The sequence below is a fragment of the Paenibacillus bouchesdurhonensis genome, from assembly GCF_900155685.1.
Classification (GTDB): Bacteria; Bacillota; Bacilli; order Paenibacillales; family Paenibacillaceae; genus Fontibacillus; species Fontibacillus bouchesdurhonensis.
On sequence record NZ_LT732548.1, the window covers coordinates 4,437,554 to 4,455,810 of the forward strand.

Annotated in this window: 13 protein-coding genes and 1 riboswitch; of the genes, 3 read left to right on the plus strand and 10 right to left on the minus strand. The window is 46.1% G+C overall.

Features of this window, described 5'->3' with window-relative positions:
- Nucleotides 1–86 precede the first annotated feature (86 nt).
- A riboswitch (TPP riboswitch) is annotated at nt 87–190 on the minus strand.
- Between the two features lie 75 nt (nt 191–265).
- The gene (locus tag CZ379_RS24285) at nt 266–1,444 is read right to left on the minus strand and encodes a Rho termination factor N-terminal domain-containing protein (protein WP_110933969.1); all 1,179 of its coding nucleotides are present in this window, start codon (nt 1,442–1,444) and stop codon (nt 266–268) included.
- 560 nt (nt 1,445–2,004) lie between these two features.
- Between CZ379_RS24285 and CZ379_RS24290 the strand changes: the two genes are divergently transcribed.
- Both CZ379_RS24290 and CZ379_RS24295 read left to right on the plus strand, forming a co-directional pair.
- Nucleotides 2,005–4,023, plus strand: a complete 2,019-nt coding sequence (locus CZ379_RS24290) for a DUF2339 domain-containing protein (protein WP_110933970.1) — start codon at nt 2,005–2,007, stop codon at nt 4,021–4,023.
- Nucleotides 4,024–4,210: 187 nt separating this feature from the next.
- Nucleotides 4,211–4,753 (plus strand): hypothetical protein, encoded by a 543-nt coding sequence (locus tag CZ379_RS24295; protein ID WP_110933971.1) that lies wholly within the window; start codon nt 4,211–4,213, stop codon nt 4,751–4,753.
- Between the two features lie 1,065 nt (nt 4,754–5,818).
- Here CZ379_RS24295 and CZ379_RS24300 read toward each other — a convergent pair.
- Nucleotides 5,819–6,706 carry a DUF6612 family protein gene (locus tag CZ379_RS24300; protein WP_110933972.1) on the minus strand — a complete coding sequence of 296 codons (888 nt, stop codon included), beginning with the start codon at nt 6,704–6,706 and terminating at the stop codon, nt 5,819–5,821.
- A 216-nt stretch (nt 6,707–6,922) separates the two neighbouring features.
- Here CZ379_RS24300 and CZ379_RS24305 point away from each other — a divergent pair, with 216 nt between their 5' ends.
- Nucleotides 6,923–7,531 carry an SLOG family protein gene (locus tag CZ379_RS24305; RefSeq protein WP_110933973.1) on the plus strand — a complete coding sequence of 203 codons (609 nt, stop codon included), beginning with the start codon at nt 6,923–6,925 and terminating at the stop codon, nt 7,529–7,531.
- 624 nt (nt 7,532–8,155) lie between these two features.
- On the opposite strand, the gene CZ379_RS24310 is transcribed toward CZ379_RS24305, so the two are convergent.
- From CZ379_RS24310 to htpG, 8 genes are all read right to left on the minus strand, one after another.
- Nucleotides 8,156–8,656: a CYTH domain-containing protein gene (locus CZ379_RS24310; RefSeq protein ID WP_110933974.1), complete on the minus strand. Its 501-nt coding sequence runs from the start codon at nt 8,654–8,656 to the stop codon at nt 8,156–8,158.
- Between the two features lie 110 nt (nt 8,657–8,766).
- A complete protein-coding gene (locus CZ379_RS24315; protein ID WP_110933975.1) occupies nt 8,767–9,366 on the minus strand; it encodes a response regulator transcription factor in 600 nt (199 codons plus the stop codon).
- Complete coding sequence (locus CZ379_RS24320; protein ID WP_110934548.1) at nt 9,363–10,499, minus strand: sensor histidine kinase; 1,137 nt, start codon at nt 10,497–10,499, stop codon at nt 9,363–9,365. Before CZ379_RS24320 ends, CZ379_RS24315 begins: the two co-directional genes overlap by 4 nt.
- A 112-nt stretch (nt 10,500–10,611) precedes the next feature.
- Entirely contained in the window at nt 10,612–11,664 is a 1,053-nt protein-coding gene (locus CZ379_RS24325) for a Delta(5) desaturase DesA (protein WP_110933976.1), read from the minus strand.
- Between the two features lie 282 nt (nt 11,665–11,946).
- On the minus strand, nt 11,947–13,116 hold the full coding sequence (locus tag CZ379_RS24335; protein WP_110933978.1) for an aminotransferase class I/II-fold pyridoxal phosphate-dependent enzyme: 1,170 nt from the start codon (nt 13,114–13,116) through the stop codon (nt 11,947–11,949).
- 84 nt (nt 13,117–13,200) lie between these two features.
- On the minus strand, nt 13,201–14,709 hold the full coding sequence (locus CZ379_RS24340; RefSeq protein WP_110933979.1) for an aminotransferase-like domain-containing protein: 1,509 nt from the start codon (nt 14,707–14,709) through the stop codon (nt 13,201–13,203).
- A gap of 221 nt (nt 14,710–14,930) precedes the next feature.
- Nucleotides 14,931–15,821: a putative RNA methyltransferase gene (locus CZ379_RS24345; protein ID WP_234405007.1), complete on the minus strand. Its 891-nt coding sequence runs from the start codon at nt 15,819–15,821 to the stop codon at nt 14,931–14,933.
- A gap of 356 nt (nt 15,822–16,177) precedes the next feature.
- A complete protein-coding gene (gene htpG / locus CZ379_RS24350; RefSeq protein WP_110933981.1) occupies nt 16,178–18,052 on the minus strand; it encodes a molecular chaperone HtpG in 1,875 nt (624 codons plus the stop codon).
- Nucleotides 18,053–18,257: the final 205 nt, after the last annotated feature.

Sequence of the window (18,257 nt, forward strand, 5' to 3'; positions counted from 1 at the left end):
AAAAAAGCCGCTCCATATATGGAGCGGCTTCATCAACGTTACCCTTACACAGCTAGGAAAAATCCAACAAGTGTCCGTGTCAGGGATGAAATCCGACTCCACTTTCCTACGCTAGTACGAACTAGATCAGGTTCAAAGGGTCCAAGATTCGATCTTGTCTCAGCCGCTGGCGGCTCCCCTAGTGGACTTCCTATTCATTTTCACTACTACTGTATATGTCTTCGCAAGAGTTGTCAAATTATTGATATACCATTGCAATTCATTTCTATGACTTGCCGCAGCATCTTTTATACTTAAAACCGCTGCCGCATGGGCATGGCTCGTTGCGGCCGATTTTGGTGACGGAAACCTGGCTTTTATTCAAAGGACTTAGCTGGCGATGCGCTGCTCTCAGCTCCACGTTGCCTGAAATCCGGTTCATTTCGAATGGTGTATGTCCTCTGTGAATCCACTGTCTTGTATGATTGTAGACATCGTTCATTAGTGCCACAACAATGTCCGCTTGTTCCATGCTCTGGAACTTCAACTCTCTTCTCTCAAACTCATGAATCAGGTCTCCCGATGTCGCTTGCATCGTGCAGGCTAGCTGGATATCGTCGATAAGATGGTCAACCATTTCTGCATCCCGAGAGATTTCCTTCATCACATACGCTTTCAGCTTCGTCAGCTGTGGCGTCATTTCGAAGTAGTCTTCATCAGCGTATTTCAGCAGTTCTTCCCGCCTCGGAATGAAATATGGCTTGTCTTTAATTTGCAACAGCAGTTCTTCAAGTTCATCCTGCGATTCCTCTAGGGATAAATATCCATCAACGATGAAGCCTTTCTCCATCGCGTAATTCTGTTCTCTGCTTGTTAGCTCTCCGAACAGCTTCGTGAACCGTTCCCGATCGAGGGGCTCGCTGTTGTTCTGCCGATTATAAATTTCAACGAACTTGTCCGGCCCAACTGCACCGTATAAATGCGTCATTGCTAATATATACTCATGAACGAGCTCTACAGCCGCCCGTTGACGATGGAATTCCCCGTGATCCAGCATAGCGTAAGCTTCTCGAATCTCATTCGGCATAACGATATAAAGCTGGCCTCCGCTGAAATAAGTAAATACGAGCCCACGGCTCATTAAATACCAATAGCGCTCAACTAAAATAAGATTGTTCTGTTGAACAGGCTGACGAAGAAGCGATTCAAATAACTGCCACTCCAGGCGACTGGCAGTACGTAGAGCGGAGTGCAGATGTTCTGCATCGGTCATGTAGGCTGTCAGCGCTTCTATTAATTCCTGCTTTTTCATCTTAGAACGTCCAGGCAAATTGCAGGCGGAAGCAAGCGAAGACAAACGAACCTTCGTCAGGTCTTGAAGAATGTCGGGCAGGCTTGTCGTCACGTCTCCGATAATCGCATGCTGGATATTCATTTGTTCAAGCATTTCATTATACTCTTCCAAGTTCAGTTCTCCTCTTTCAATTCCTTGTTTCCTTATTCTTTCTCTTGCGTTACATCAACATTATACCACTTGGCATTTTGGCATTCGGCGCTTCCCCTATTCGGACTCAACTACATATACTACCACACAAATAAGTTCAAGGAGAGGGCTTGTCTTCAATTTTCACAAAATAATTATGTAAGCTTCTATTCAATGAACTGTCTGCAAGCATCGATTTAGGCTTTGAAGTCGGTGATCCAAACCCATCTTCGAACGATAATCTACACAAAGCTTTAAGCGGCAACTATTCTAGCCTGCTGATTCCAGCACATATTTATGGAATACCGATTAACGCTATAGCCCTTCCTGTCAAAGCTATCAATTCAGCACATTAACTAAATTTTTCGTTCGGATTATATTTACTAGGGGTAGTTTATAGCATATAATCCCTTTACACTTAGGATACTCACTTCCATTTTATGGACTTGAACGTTTTGTAACCATTCGTTATCGTCAAATTATTGAACGTGGTTCCGTACCAAACGCTCTACTATTTTAGTAAAGTCAGAGGTGATTCAAACTTGGATAAAGACAAAAAGATCAGTGAACTGGAGGAAGAGTTACGTAAACTAACCCAAAAATTATCTGAGCTAAAAAATGACACCGGACATACTTCGGGTTCTCCAAATCCAAATTCATCGGAAATGCAAGATGCTCACGGTTCTAACCAAGCGCAGATGCAGAACGAACAACAACAGGGGCAGCCAGCAGGGCCACCGGCGTGGAACCCGCAAGCTCTGCCTCAGCAGCAGCAACAACAGGTGACACCCGAGTGGAAGCCGCAAGGTGCACCACTAGACTACAATCAGCAGCAGCAGCAGCCTCAACGCCAAGGCGGGCACACCAACACTCAGCAGCACTACCAACAGCAGCAAGGAGCGACGATGTGGAACCCGCAAGGTATGCCTCAACAGCAGCAGCAACAGGTGACATTCGAGTGGAAGCCGCAAGGAGCGCCACTAGACTACAATCAGCAGCAGCAGCCAAACTCCGCCCACCCCGCTTCTAATATGAGGCCGACGACGAAGCCAAGCTCATCCCGGGACTGGGAATATGCAATTTCACGGGTATGGTTGCCGCGCGTATTTATCGTCGTACTATTGCTTGGCGTATTGTGGTTGTTCATGGCGGCCGTAAATGCCGGATACTTAAGCGAGCCGGTTCGCTGCTTGCTAGGGGTTGTATTGGCCGCAGCAATGTACTGGTTCGGAGATAAGCAGGTTCGCGCACAACGTGAGGCTCTTGGACAGGTCGTACTAGGCGGAGCTAACGCGGTGCTGGTATTAACTCTTTTTGCCGCACATATGCTCTATGGCTTATTACCGCTTGGCATTGCTTTTGTTCTATACATAATGTCCATCGCCTTCGGCGTATTTATTGCGGTACATCATCGTTCACAAACATTGATTATCATTGCTATGCTATCGGGCTACCTGATCCCGTTTCTCGCTAAATCCCCGGCTGACCCGTGGATGTTCATATTGTACGAAGCTATTTTTTCTATAGCCATGATACTGGTATCCACCCGCTTCAACTTTCGTGCGGCCTATATCGTTGCCATCGCAGTCCTGCATATACCGCTCTTGATTTTGTACGCACAGGGATACTACAACAAGAGCAACTGGCTCTTCTTAACAGCCGTACTATTGCAGCACCTGGTGTTATTCGGTATTACAGTAACCCGGCAATATCGCCACAAGTTGGATCAGATGATTTTACTGCCGATCGGTTTTTTCCTGCTTTCCCTTTGGTTGATCGAGCTTTACGGCTATGAGGAGGGTTATACGTTTACAATCGTTATAGCTCTACTGTCCATCCTGTATAGCATTGCAGCCGTAATGAGCCACAAGCAAAAGCAAATGTCGGAATTATTCGCCTCCATCGCTACATACGGGTGGGTTGTATTCATAGTCGACAGCGTAGGGAATGACTACAAAATCAGCGTACTACTCGTGCTAGGCATGCTGTCGCTCATTCTCGGCATCAAACTAAGGAGCTTATTACAGCAAATTGTTGGTTTGACCTTGTATTTGTTCAGTGCCTTTCTGACTTTGTTCAGCTTTATTCCTGAATTTTTTTCTACAGAGACACTGGCTTGGCTCTTACTGTTAATTAGCTTTCCAATTCCCTACTTTATTACAAAAAGACAGCAAGAACCCAAGTGGATACTCTCTTTATGGGACGTCTTCAACTGGGCTGAAGCCGTACTTGGTCTTATTTTCTTGACGCAAATCGCCCATGTGCTAACCAAATCATTAAGCAGCGATATCCATCATTTGAGCTTATCTGCGGTATGGATTTTGTATGCGGCCGGTTTAATTATATTCGGGCTCGCCTCGAACAGATCTCGCGTGAGACTCGCTGGAGTTATCTTCTTATTCGTCATCCTGCTTAAAGTTATTATTATCGACCTGCCTTGGGTGTCCATTGGCGTGCGGGCCGTCTTGTTCATCTCCCTTGGCTTGGCTGGCATATTTACTTCGAGAATACTCTATCAGAAAAAACAGGACGATGATCAGCCGTTGTCCCCGGATGCTTAATCTTATAGGCAAGCCACTAAATAAAGTCTGAGACCGTGGAACATCAGCAGTTTTTCCGGTAAACTTTGAAACCGTCTTTCCGACGGTTTCTTTTTTTCTCCATTAGACCTGCTCCGCATATAACTTTCCAATTGGATTATGATATAATCACGGCACAATGAAATAATCGTAACTAGGGAGGCTGTACATGCTCACGTTCCAACAGAAACTTCATATTTTTGAGTCGTTCCCTCAACTTGAGCGCAGGGACGTATCGCTTGGCCGCGTTAATTTCCACTATGAGGACAGCGTTCATGACAAAAAAACGGTCGGTTATCATCTGCATCCGAATGGCAATGGCTTTGTTTATGCCGGGCTGCTGGATCGCTCCGACATCAACGCCAAAGGCTTGATTAATATTCGCGATTTCTCAGAAGCCGAGCTCCGGCAAATCATTCAACAATCCATTGACTCCCTATCGGCTTCTGACATGAATCATGCAGACCCCTCTGCCTCAGAGGTTGTCGGCTCTGAAGCTGACCCTAGAGAATCACCAGCATCAGCAGCCACCAGCAGCAAAATACCCAACAAAACGGTAGAAGAGATTTGGCATGACTCTGATGCCGGTTCCCTGCTATTGAAGAATGAGGACGATTTATGGTACATATATGCCGGTTCCAGCATTGAAATGGTTTTCGAAACGCGTGAGGAAGCAGAGGATTACTTGCGCGAAGAAGGCTTTACCCCTTAATTGGAAAACCCCTATTGAGAACATCAATTTCCTTTCCATAATATGCATTAACACAACTTAAACACAGTATCGATCCTGCTGCATCGACACTGTGTTTTTTGTGTTAAATCACCATTTGTCAAGATAAAATAAAAAAGTGTTTGATTTTAGACACAAAATGTTTAATAATATGTAATAGGTAAGACACAATTTGTTCACAAATCATGATTTCAGCAAAGATAAGGAGCTGATACACATGGAAAAACCAAAAACAGAGTATAAAAATGAAAGTAACATTTTTGCCTGGTTTATTGCGTTAGGTACATTTTACACTCTTTTCTATACTACATTTACGATCCTTGCCATCCACGGGTAATCGGTCAGAAACGGCGTCTCTCATCTAACGGAGAGACGCCGTTCTAATATGTCCTTACATGCTGTTGGCTGCCGCCCATTCGTGGAGCGATAATGCCAGAGAGCCCGATGGGAAGCCCTTTCTGTAATGTCTCCCACCGTCTTCTTCCATCTGTATGAGTTTCAACAGAGAATCCTTCGACGAAGCAGCCCCCCGGATAACGGAGGAATGTAAGAGACAGCCCTTGCAGCAAACCGACAAGATCAGGCCGCAAGCCATTTTTCCGCTTCTTAAACGTTTCTTCTGGGAAAAGAGAGACGAAATCAATTCAGAATGTTCCATCCCCCTTCGGAGAGATCACCAGCCGTGCGTTGGAACCTGTCTCCTGACCGACAAGAGTCAGCTCAATCTTCTTCAATTCTCCGAGACAATACGAACTGCTTGGCTGGAATAAATGGATGTGCGGGATAAATTTTCGAGTAATATTTCCAACAAGCCGTTGAAGCCTGGATCTTTCCTGACATAGAATGACAGATTATACCTAGCTCCGGCTTGTACTGGAATTCCCCAAAAGCCAGCTTGTTCAGTATCCATGTTACAGAAAAACGCTGCCGAACTCTCTCAATATTACGACTTCCTATTTTCGATATATCAACTTATATAAGAATGTTTAAACAAAAAAAACGCCGAACCCGTAGGTTCGGCAGTTAGTTGTCTCGCTAATGCAACAATTAGCCTTGAATTGCAGTGTCGATGACTTCCTGTGGCACTTTGATTTCTTCCAATTCATTCTGCTTGGAGATCGTGCTCTTCATGACCATAACCATGGATATGGATTGGCCTTCGACATCCATGTCCATTTCCATATACACATCGCTTTTTGTTGGAAGGTATGTTTCTTTATTAATAGTGTTGCTGATCTTGATGTTCTTGATATTCATCATTTCCATCATAGCAGCCGTTTCTTCTGCACTGCCGCCCCCGGATTGACTCATCAGATTTTTCGCCAGCTCTTTAAGCCCTTCTCCTGACAGGTCGGCAGACATTATGTATTCGTCGCCTTCTTCAGTTACCTTGCTATCCTCAGCAATCGCTTTGAATTGCTCCAATTGAGCTTCTGGATTTGCAGCTGCCTCCATTTGAGCAACCATATCTGCCATCATTTCGTTTGGAAGCTTGACCCACGTACCATCAGCCAAAGTATATATCCCATCATTCGTAACGTACTGTTTAACTTCAGTCTTGCCCGCTTCACCCATATCCATCGTCATCTCTTGATATATAGCGATTGGATCCTGCTGAACGTCCATAGTCATAGCAATGTTAATGTCTTGCTTCATCTCTTGATCGCCTTGCACAATCGTCATTTTCTGTTCGATATCCGCATCCATCTTAAAGCTCTTCAAATCCTTGCTTGCTTCTGAAGATTTAGTAATAAGCTCATCTATTGTTGGTAGTGCATCTTCAGCCTGAGCTGATGGTGCTTCATTAGCACTTGCGTTAGCATTCGTTGGCGCCGGTGTGTTGGCGTTCGCATTTGCCGCTTCTTTTTCCTTTCCGCAAGCCGTGATGCCCACTAGTAAAACTGCCCCCAATAATACTGCTGTTAATTTCTTCAAGATGATTTCCTCCTATTTTGTGTAAGTCTCCTTAATCATATTAACCAAATTACACCATTAGTCAACGAGGTATATAGACCCATTTAATAGCATTTCCAGACTTTTATACCCAGGATTTTAGAACTATTGTTTCGTTCAGGTGGCTATCTATCCAGAGCTAATCTATTATTATAGGTAGCCTTTCTATTTCAACCATTTTTGCGAAGGAGTATAGCATTGAAGAACTTATTTGTTACCGGCTACCGTGCTCATGAGCTTGGTATATTTAACAACAAGCATCAAGGAATTCCTTATATACAACAGGCGATCCGCAATAAACTTATCCCTCTTCTGGAAGATGGACTGGAGTGGATAATTACCCCAGGGCAATACGGCGTTGATCTTTGGGCATGCGAAACCGCCATCTCACTCAAAGCACAATATCCGCAATTGAAATGCTCCATCATTACAGCCTTCAGCAATCCGGAAGAAAAGTGGAGTGACGAGAAAAAAATCTATTACGAAGAGTTGCTGCGTAACATCGATTATCATGCGGCCGTTAGCAAAGAACCCTATCAGGGCAAATGGCAGTTCGTAGCCAGAGATGATTTACTGCTGAGAAAAACAGACGGAATTCTTCTCGTCTATGACGAAGAAATGGGCGAGGGCAGTCCAAAATTCATTAAACAGCGGGCCTTGCGCAAACAATCGGAGGATGGTTATTCAGTCCTCACTATTAGCGCCGAGGAAATCCAGTCCATTGCTGATGATGATGCGGAAACTCAGTTTTTTGCAGATGAACAGGCTTATGAAATGCTTGATCCCGGGCAGGAGCCATCATCATAACCACCTAGCCACGGCTCTAACGATGGGTAACCTTACTCAACCGGCCTGTTTATTGCTTTTTCACCGTGACTCATTAGTCAATCAGTGGGAGCCTTTGCTCTGTCAAAGCGAACCCTCACTTGTTCAGTGGAGCCATTGTCTCTGCCAATGCGAATCCTTGCTCGATCAGTTAGAGTCAGTGCTATCGACGAGATCTACAGCTTGGATTTATTGCTTATTTCTCTGACAATTGAATTCACTTGGATTTCGTGTATTTATTCAGTTCTAATCAGACCATATTGAGAAAATAGATGGATTCCTTGTATCTAAAAACGCTGGAGCGACTTTGCCCCACTCTAAGCTCATCTTTAGTGACACGAAATCCAGTTAATTGCGAACTTTACGCCCCTTTATATGTTTTAAATACGAGTAATCCATTATCTCATTCGATCAAACGCCATGGAGCGCTATTAGGCGGCACAAATCCCCGTTGTTTGACTTCTTACATTTTCTTGTAAAAAAGACTATAGCCCAGCCCTTACCGAATACGAAGCTTAGTGATTGATTCTCGCAAAAAAACCATCTCCAGCCCATTCCGGCAAGTAAGATGGTTTTAATTAGTGGATTACAATAGGTCAGTGCAGATCACACGGAGCGCTCCTGCAGCTCTTTCCACACTTTCTTGTTGCTATACTCCTTATTTGTGCTAATGTCCAGACCGAACCAGTCTGGCGGAGTGAATCCTATTGCCTCCTCTTCGGATGCAAACTCAACCTCCAGCACCATTAAATCAATTTGGTCATACAGATCAATCTCAATGATTCGTCCATCCCAATCCGCAGTTACTCGATTCTTCGTTAGAGGTACAGCCTGATGTATCCCTGTGACCTGTTCGTAGATCCCTTCTGAAATCTCATACTCTACTTCTTCCCGAAGCAATCCATGCCCCTTCTTAAAGGTATGTGTATATGTAACCTCGCTCGTAGCCAAGTCCTTGATTTTACGCACACGCAGCTCCTGATCTCCAGCGAGCGCAAGGTAGGTCTGTTCGATTCGGTGCTCCGATTGCAGTTGCAGTTGCCCTTTTTCGATTAAAGATTGGGGAATCTCCTGAAGTAAAAATTTACGTTCAATTTCTAATGACATTTGTGAATCCATCTCCTTCTCTATGATGACGTACCATACGTGTTCCCTTACAGATTTACAGCCTGCAGCGTACAGCTTCCCGCGATAGTCTACAGCCTACTGCGCACTGCTTATTTAAACCATCCCTTCTCTTTAAAACGGGTAATCGCCTCAATTCGATTGCTTACTCCCAGCTTGTCTAGGATGACAGAAATATAATTGCGAACCGTTCCCGCAGTAATAAATAGCTCGCTTGCAATTTCCTTTGTATTTTTCCCGTTTGCGACGAGCTGCAGCACTTCCTTCTCCCGTTCGGTCAAAGGGTTCTCTTCTCCATAAGCCTCGTCGACAAGCTCAGATGCATAAATTCTCCGGCCAGCCATAATACTCCGAATCGAGGTTGCCAGTTCCTCACTTGGACTGTCCTTCAGCAAATAGCCGCTGGCCCCGGCCTTGATCGCACGCTCAAAATAACCGGAGCGGGCAAAGGTCGTCAGGATCATCACTTTACAGCCGGAGCCCTTGAGCTCCTCCGCTGCATCCAGACCGTTCTTCACGGGCATCTCAATATCCATAATACAAATATCTGGTTTATGCTGATGAACTAGGCGGATTGCATCTTCTCCATTACTCGCTTTACCGACCACCGTCATATCTTCCTCCAAATCCAGGATCGAAGCAAGTGCTCCGAGCAGCATACGCTGGTCTTCGGCAATAACTATACGAATCATATCGGGGCCTCCTCTACCGGTTGTTTTAATGAACTGGGCATTTTAATCGTAAGCAATGTCCCCTTGTTTGAAGCGATATCCATACTCCCGTTAACAAATTCTAGGCGTTCCTTCATTCCCCGTAGACCATTCCCTTTATAATAGACCGATTCTACTGGAACACCTACGCCATTGTCTTTTATTCTAACGATTAATTCACCGCGAGCGGGCTCCATTACAATCGAGCAAGCCGTGGCACTGCTATGCTTCACGATGTTCGTCACCGCTTCCTTCAAGCACATTCCAAGCACATTCTCATTCATAAGCGAAATGTCCAGCTGATCACTGTCTCCCACCAAAGTAAACTCGATTTGAGCAGCCTTCAAAATTTGCTTAATCCGGAACATCTCATCTTGCAACCTGGTCCCTCTCATCTCGGTAACTAATTCGCGAACTTCTTTTAATGCCGTTCGGGCGGTCTGGCGCACATCATCTAGCTCCATCTGAGCGCGCGCAGGCTCTTCACGAATTAACCGCCCTGCAAGATCGCTCTTCAAACCGATTAAGGATAGCTTCTGACCAAGCGTATCGTGCAAATCCCGAGCAATCCGTTGGCGCTCCTCCAGCTTCACTAGCTCCGAAATTCGCTTATTCGCATCCTCCAGCTGCCCCTGCAGATGATCACTCTTATTGCGGTTATACGTAGTAACTGGAAGTAGAATAACGCCGATCAAGCTGACGAGAACGAATGGCAGCTGCGTAATGAACCACGGGGTTTTCGTCACGAATCCCCAGTTAATGGCCACGACCGTCGTTAGCAGATGTATCGTATATAGCGTAATAAAACCAACCTTGTTTTTAATATTTCCAATAAAGAAGGCGAGAAACAAGGAGAAGTACACATAACCAAATAATAATGTCATCGTAATTGAAATGGCAATCTGTAAACTAGTCCAAAAGTACACCTGCCAGCCTCTAGATACAAATGACAGAACATAACAAGCGAAGAATGCAACGATCAACAAGCTTCCTAACACGATCTGATAAGGTGCAGAAGAGCGGAATATGAAGTAAAAGGGCAAAATGTAGAAAACTACCCAGATGTATGGACTCAAACCGGTATTCCTTTGAAAAATCTGGTACCATTTCTGCACCATTTCCCGCCCCCTTGTTAAAACTATTAGATTACTTTTTAATACCTCAATTATGCAGTTAGTATAAACAAACAACAAGCCCATTACTATCAAAGTAAGGGCTTGATCTCCTTTATTTCGCTTGAACGCTTGGCAACGAGCCAGGACTATGACCGACACTAGATTTGCGCTGAGTTTCCTTAAGCTCCTTAAAAGATATAAACGTCTTATTCTGCTCGTCCCACAGACGGAAACGCAGCGATCTAAGACTCGTTCTGATCGTAATCGTCGTTGCTTTCTGCAGCGGCGGCGTAGCGTCATGAGCCTTTTCCAAATTATAGTTCGGCACCTTCGGGCTCAAATGATGAACATGATGGAACCCGATGTTCCCGGTAATCCATTGCAATAGTTTAGGCAGCTTATAATAAGAGCTTCCTTCAACCGCTGCGTTCACATATTCCCATTCTTCATCATGCTCGAAGTAAGAGTGCTCGAACTGATGCTGAACATAGAACAACCATATGCCCAGCATACCCGATATGAAGAAAATCGGAAGCTGCACTAGTACGAAAGCCTGCCAGCCGATCGCCCATATCAATAACGAATATAAAACGACTAGAGCCACGTTAGTCACGTAAGTGCTGATTTTTTCCTTTTTCCGCGCATCCTTGCGATTAAACCGATAAGCCACGAGAAAAATATAAATCGGCCCGATAACGAGCATCATGAAGGGATTGCGATACATCCGATAGACGAACTTCGTCCAGGCCGAGGCGGCCGTATACTCCTCAATCGTAAGCAGCCACATGTCCCCAACACCGCGTTTATCAAGATTACTGCTCGTTGCGTGGTGGATCGAATGGGTATTTTTCCATTGCTGATAAGGACACAGCGTGAGAACGCCAGTTATCGTCCCTAGTATTTCGTTCGCCAGACGGCTCTTAAAAAAAGACTGGTGACAGCAATCATGAAATATAATGAAGGTTCTGACTAGAAAACCACCGGCTATAATAGTGATCGGAAGGGTCAGCCAATAGGATACCGATAAGCTTAGATAGGCACAATACCAGAGCAGCACGAGGGGCAGCAAGGTATTGACCAACTGACGGACACTTGATTTCGTATCAATCTCCTCGTAGGGTGCTACATTTTTCTTCAAATCTGACAGACGGCTGGACTTATTCATCTACAATTTTCCTCCCCGGGCCTAACGCACCAATATTAAGCTGGAACGACTGGAACGTCGAATTCTTTGATGTATATTTCAATTATAGAAAATCCGGCCTAGTTCAGACAGATACATCCGTCAGCACTTGAATATGATAAATGTCATATACCATTCCAATTATTTCCGGTGATTCCCTTTTTAATTGGAAATACATACAGGGAATAACAAATCGATAGCTAGAAAACGGAAAATACAAGACAACAAACGCTTGCCTTCCGGCAAGCGTTGCTGATAAGACTTTCATGAGGATTGCCTAAGAGGCAATCTCAGCAATTTTTCGATTCGCTGTATAGCTTCCTGCAGCTGCGGCAGCCCTGTAGCATATGAGCAGCGGATATAGCCTTCTCCTCCTGCACCGAACACATGACCGGGCACAGCGGCTACTCCCGCCTCTTTCAACAGGCGCAGCGCGAACTCCTCCGAACTGAGCCCCGTGTGGACAATCGACGGGAATACATAGAAGGCTCCCGCTGGTTCATGACATGGTAGACCTATGTGTCGCAAAGCGGAAACCAGCCATTGTCTGCGTTGATTGTAGGACTCGATCATCTGATGCATTTCGCTTATTCCGTTCCGAAGCGATGCGATCGCCGCCACTTGCCCCAGAACTGGCGCGCACATCGCCGTGTATTGATGGATTTTCAACATCGCTGCGATCAATTCGTTATTCCCGCACACATAGCCGACCCTCCAGCCCGTCATCGCAAAAGCCTTGGAGAAGCCGCTAATGACGAGCGTACGCTCCTTCATGCCCGGCAGCGAAGCAATGCTCGTATGCTGCTGTCCGTAGCTTAGCTCAGCATAGATCTCATCCGAGATAACGATAAGATCATGAGCGACAGCCAACTCGGCAATCGGCACCAAGTCCTCTCTTGTCATGACCGCCCCTGTCGGATTGTTAGGGTAATTCAAAATTAACACCTTAGAACGAGGGGTCAAATGATGCCTGAGTTTCCATGCCCGAAGCTTAAACTGCTCCTCCGCAGAGGTCTGCACCTCTACGGCCCTGCCCCCGTGCAGTTGTGCTAGAGGAGTATAGGCGATATAACTGGGCGTCGGAACAACGACTTCGTCCCCCGGCCTAAGAATCGTGCGCAGCGCCAGATCTACGGCTTCGCTGCTGCCAACGGTGACAAACATTTCAGTAGAAGGGCAATAGCTCACATGAAATCTCGCGTGCAAATATTTTGCGATTTCCTCACGCAATTCCATGAGACCGGCATTCGGAGTATATCCCGTCGCCCCCTGATTCAATGCCGTAATACAAGCCTCAATCACAGGTCTTGGCGTTACGAAATCCGGTTCTCCCACGGCCAATGATACGACACCCTGATCGACAGCTCCTACAAAAGCCCTGATCCCGGATGGCGGTATTTCCCTTACCAATGGATTGACCCAATCCTTGCTCATTTTAGCCACTCCTTGTCCACATTGTTGTACAATACTAGCTGCTCCGCCCATGACTTTTCAGGGTCGAGGTGTTATGGTGTCTTGTTATGGTGTAATAGTGTCTGTCTTTTCTTGGCTACAGTGTCTTATTATCTTACTTTCCTGCTGCGATAACAGCTCTTTTGCAGCCTCGCCAATGATCTTGATCCCAGCTTCGATATTATCATCACTCACGCGAGAGAAGCCCAGCCGCATCGTTTCCCCTCCCGTTTCATCCGTATGAAAAATATCCCCGGGTGTAAAAATGACGCCTCGCTGCTTACACAACTGGAGCAGCCTTCTCGTGTCAAATCCTTCGGCAAAGGACACAAAAAGATGCAGCCCCCCGTCTCCAGTCAGCTGGCTATAAGGCAAATATGTCTCGCAGCACTGCCTCGTCCATTCGTATTTCCGTTTATATTCCGTCCTGGCTCTTCGCAAATACTTATCCAGGTTTCCATTTAATAAATATTGATACAAAATAGATTGATCCAGCGTTGAGGTATGAATGCTGCGGGCTCGCTTCAAGCTTTCCAAGTAATAGATCAGCTCTCGATCCGCCAGCACCCAGCCTACCCGGAGGCCCGGAAACAGCACCTTCGAGAAACTGCCCAGATAGATAACGCCGTTCCCTTGACCAGCCGTTGCAATGAGCGGGGACACATGAGAGCCCGAATAACGAAGCTCTTCGTTGAACCCATCCTCGATGACAGGAATCTGATAGCGGGTCATTAACTTCATGAGCTCCAGCCTTTTCTGCGGAGACATGACGATTCCCGTAGGGTTGTGATAGGAGGGAACAAAATACGCACAGTCGAAGGACTGGCACGACAGCATCTGTTCGAGCTGTTCCAAATTAATCCCGTCTCGCTCCATACCGATCCCGGTAATCTCATACCCGTGCAGACGTAAATTTTTGATTGCCGTATGATGGGTCGGATTCTCGCAAATGACGGCTCCGCTGCGCTTCGTCAGGGCGGACAGCACCAGATCCAACCCCTCTGTAAAGCCGTTCGTAATGAGTAAATCCTTGCCCGTCAAATCCACGCCCTTCTGCTCCATATAATGTTTCAAAAAATCAATTAAAGGCTTATATCCCTTGGCATAGCCATAATTGAGCAATACTTCACCTTCCACGGCCATCCGGTCGAGAAACGCTCTTTTCACATTACCTAAATCGAACAGCTTCTCATTCGGGGCAATGCTTGTAAACGAAATCGTCCCTCTCTCCGCACGTATGCCGTGCTTCATCAAATCCATTTCCTCGGCCAGCAGCGCTTGACTATTCATCCGTTCCTTCCAATTGAGCTCCAATAGAGGTGCAGCAACACTAGCTACCATTTGGGAAATATAACTGCCCTTTCCCTTCTGCGTGTATATCAGCCCCTCTTCCTCTAGACCGATATATGCCGAAATAATCGTGTTGCGGCTAACGTTCATGAGCTCGCTGAGCTCCCGGGTAGAAGGAAGCTTCTGATGAGGCTGGAGCACCCCTTTTAGCACCATTCGTTTTAAATACTCCTTCACCTGAACGTATACCGGACGACCTTCTGTTATTTTAAAATCCTGATACATATCTATCGCTCCTATCCCCATCATGGCATAGAACAAGTGCTTGCAAAAGAACCACAGCCCTGTATTGTTCCCCTGGTCGTGGTTCCTTTCCTTTAAAATGATGTTTAGTCCTTGTCTCTTCATTCCCAAATTGTACGGGCAAGCAATTGCTACGGTCAAACGCAGACAACATTTAAACGAGCAAGGGAGCGGACTCAGTGTCCGCTCCCTCATAATTTTGACTAGTTCAACTTCCTCTTACCTGTTAAAATATCAAAGTCGAAGGTGACTGGCCTCCCCTTGCTCACCTTGACCATCTGCTGCACCTGCTCCCAGGACAGCTGCCATGCTAACGGGGTCATCTGCAGCAAATGCATGAAATGCTCCTGATCCAAGACCACCTCGTACTTCACCCGCTCCATGGCCACAAGCTTAAAATGACGACGAAACAACGCTATCGTCCTGTCATTGGAATATATCCTCCGGTCGGTTCCACGGTATAGTACCTGCCGTATTTCCTGCAAATACTCTTCGCCCGGTATGACTTTAAAGACCAAGCCCTCAGGTGCGAGCATTCGCTGAAACTCCGCGTAATTGGCCGGGGACAAAATATTCAGGATAAAATCGAAGGATCGGTCAGCAAATGGACATTTCGCCAGATCAGCAACTCCCCACATCACTTCGGGATTTCTCTTGACAGCCATTTTAATTCCCTCTTTGGCAATATCTATCCCAGCCGCGACCAACGACAGCCGGTTCCCTGTCGCCCCTGCCAGCTTGCGCTCGACTGCTGATAGATGAGAGCCCTCCCCACAGCCCGCATCCAACAGCTTAACCATATAGCGTTGTCCTGCTTCAGGGCTTCTCTGCGCCAGCGCCTGCAGCACCAGTGCACTCAGACGATCCGTAAGTCCTTGAAACACCCCAGCCTGACTGATATAACCCCGGGATTGGAATAAGCGCTTATCATATTTCTCCTTCGGAGCTTGCAGCAGGAAGTTAACATACCCCTGCTTCGCGACATCAAAACAATGACTGTTACTGCAAATCAGACTGCTTCCTTGTAGATTTAACGATTCAAAGCAAACAGGGCAAATGACCATGCCTGCAGGGATGTTATAAAATTTTGACATGCTATCGCACCTCATTCATTCGTATTGATTGAATAAAAAAGGCACAGTTAAATAAACCCAGGCATCCTTATTCTTAAAAAACCGGGTTCATCCCTCTGTACCTCTCATTATCGCAACCGAATGAATTTAATAATCATCTGATAGCAGCCTCTTTTCTCCATTCTCATGCATAGCATGGACTACTTATACAAAATGAAAATAAGAGGAGCCTAATAAGCTCCTCTATCATTCTAACCTATACTTCATGCAGTTGTAAAAGCTGTGCTCTTCCTTCCTAAAATCTCTATCTCTCAGAATCCCAACATTTATTCGATTCTCTATAGCATAGGAACGGATATTGTAGCTATGCCGCTGTATTAAACCATAATCTTGCAGATGCTATTCGTGAATTCCACCGGATCTTGAACAGGTAGTCCTTCGATCAGCAGCGCCTGATTGTACAGCAGATTCGTGTACAGACTTAGCTTCTCTTTATCATTCTCATGCGCAGCCTTGAGCGATTGGAACACCTCGTGGTTCATGTTGATTTCCAGCACTTTATCGGCTTGGACGTCCTGACCGCTAGGCATTGATTTCAATATTTTCTCCATCTCGATCGACAGCTCGCCCTCACTCGACAAGCAGACCGGATGGGATTTAAGCCGCTTCGAAGCTTTGACGCTCTTCACCTTGCCGCCCAGAACGCCCTGCATCGCCTCGAACAGCTCCTTGTTGCTGCTCTCGTCCGCTTCCTTATCCTTTTCATCCGGCTCGATGCCGAGGTCGCCGCTCGATACGGATTTGAACTCCTTTTCCTTATAGTTCAAGATCATCTTAATCGCGAATTCATCAATATCGTCGGTCAGATACAGGATTTCAAAGCCTTTATCGGCTACAAGCTCCGTCTGTGGCAGCTTCTCGATTCGTTCGATCGATTCGCCGGAAGCGTAGTAGATATATTTCTGATCCTCAGGCATTCTTGAGACGTACTCATCCAGCGTAACCAGCTTCTTCTCCTTGGAGGAATAGAACATGAGCAGATCCTGCAGATCTTCCTTATGCGTGCCATAGTCGTTGTATACGCCATACTTCAACTGGCGGCCGAAGGAGTCGTAGAATTTCTCGTATTGCTCTCTTTCATCCTTCAGCATGCTTTGCAGCTGTCCCTTGATCTTGTTCTTGATGTTCCGGGCGATCAGCGTCAGCTGACGATCGTGCTGCAGCAGCTCTCTGGATATGTTGAGCGACAGATCCTCGGAATCGACCATCCCTTTGACGAAACCAAAGTAATCCGGCAGCAGATCGCCGCATTTCTCCATGATCAGTACGCCGTTGGAGTAGAGCTCCAGTCCTTTCTCATATTCTTTCGTGTAGTAATCAAAAGGTGTATTTTCCGGAATAAATAGGATTGCATTATAAACGACCGCGCCGTCCGCGCTAATATGAATATGCTTCAGCGGCTTGTCGAAGCCGTAGCGCTTCTCATGGTAGAAGTTCTCGTAGTCCTCCACCGTCAGCTCGCTTTTATTTTTACGCCAAATCGGCACCATGCTGTTGATCGTTTGCTCTTCCTTGTATTCCTCGAACTCGTTCTCGGCGCCTTCTTTAGGACGCTGTCCGGTAACATCCATCTTGATCGGATAGCGGATGAAGTCGGAGTATTTCTTGATAATGGCTCTCAGACGGTACTCCTCCAGGAACTCATCGTACTGATCCTCTTCCGTGTTCTCTTTGATTTTCAGAATAATATCCGTACCTGGCGTCGTTTTCTCAAACGGAACAATGGTATAACCATCTGCACCTTCCGACTCCCACTTGAAGGCTTGATCGCTTCCGAACGGCTTGCTGATGACGGTTACCACATCGGCTACCATGAACGCCGAATAGAAGCCTACTCCGAATTGACCGATGATATTGTGCCCGTCCTTCGCTTCGTTCTCTTTCTTGAACGCCAAAGAACCGCTCTTTGCAATGATCCCGAGGTTGTTCTCCAGGTCTTCCTCCGTCATACCGATCCCTGTGTCGGAAATCGTGAGCGTGCGGCTGTCCTTGTCCGCTGTTATCTTAATGAAGTAATCCTCGCGGTTGAACACGAGATTGTCGTCGGTCAGCGCCTTGTAATATATTTTATCGATCGCATCGCTTGCATTGGAAATAAGCTCTCGAAGAAAAATCTCTCTTTGCGTATAAATGGAGTTGATCATCATTTCCAACAATCTTTTGGATTCCGCCTGAAACTCTTTCTTTGCCATGAATAAATAATCTCCTTTCAAGGGTTCATTTTGAGGGGGCCTGGTTCCAAATAGAGGCATGCTCACGCCTAATTGTCCAGCTTCATTCACGATACAAGCGCTTACCAGGCTCTCCGCCCTGTTAGCACTCCAATTCACAGAGTGCTAATTCTTCCTTTTATATACCATATAGTAAAATTTAAAGTCAACCCGTTGTGCTATATAT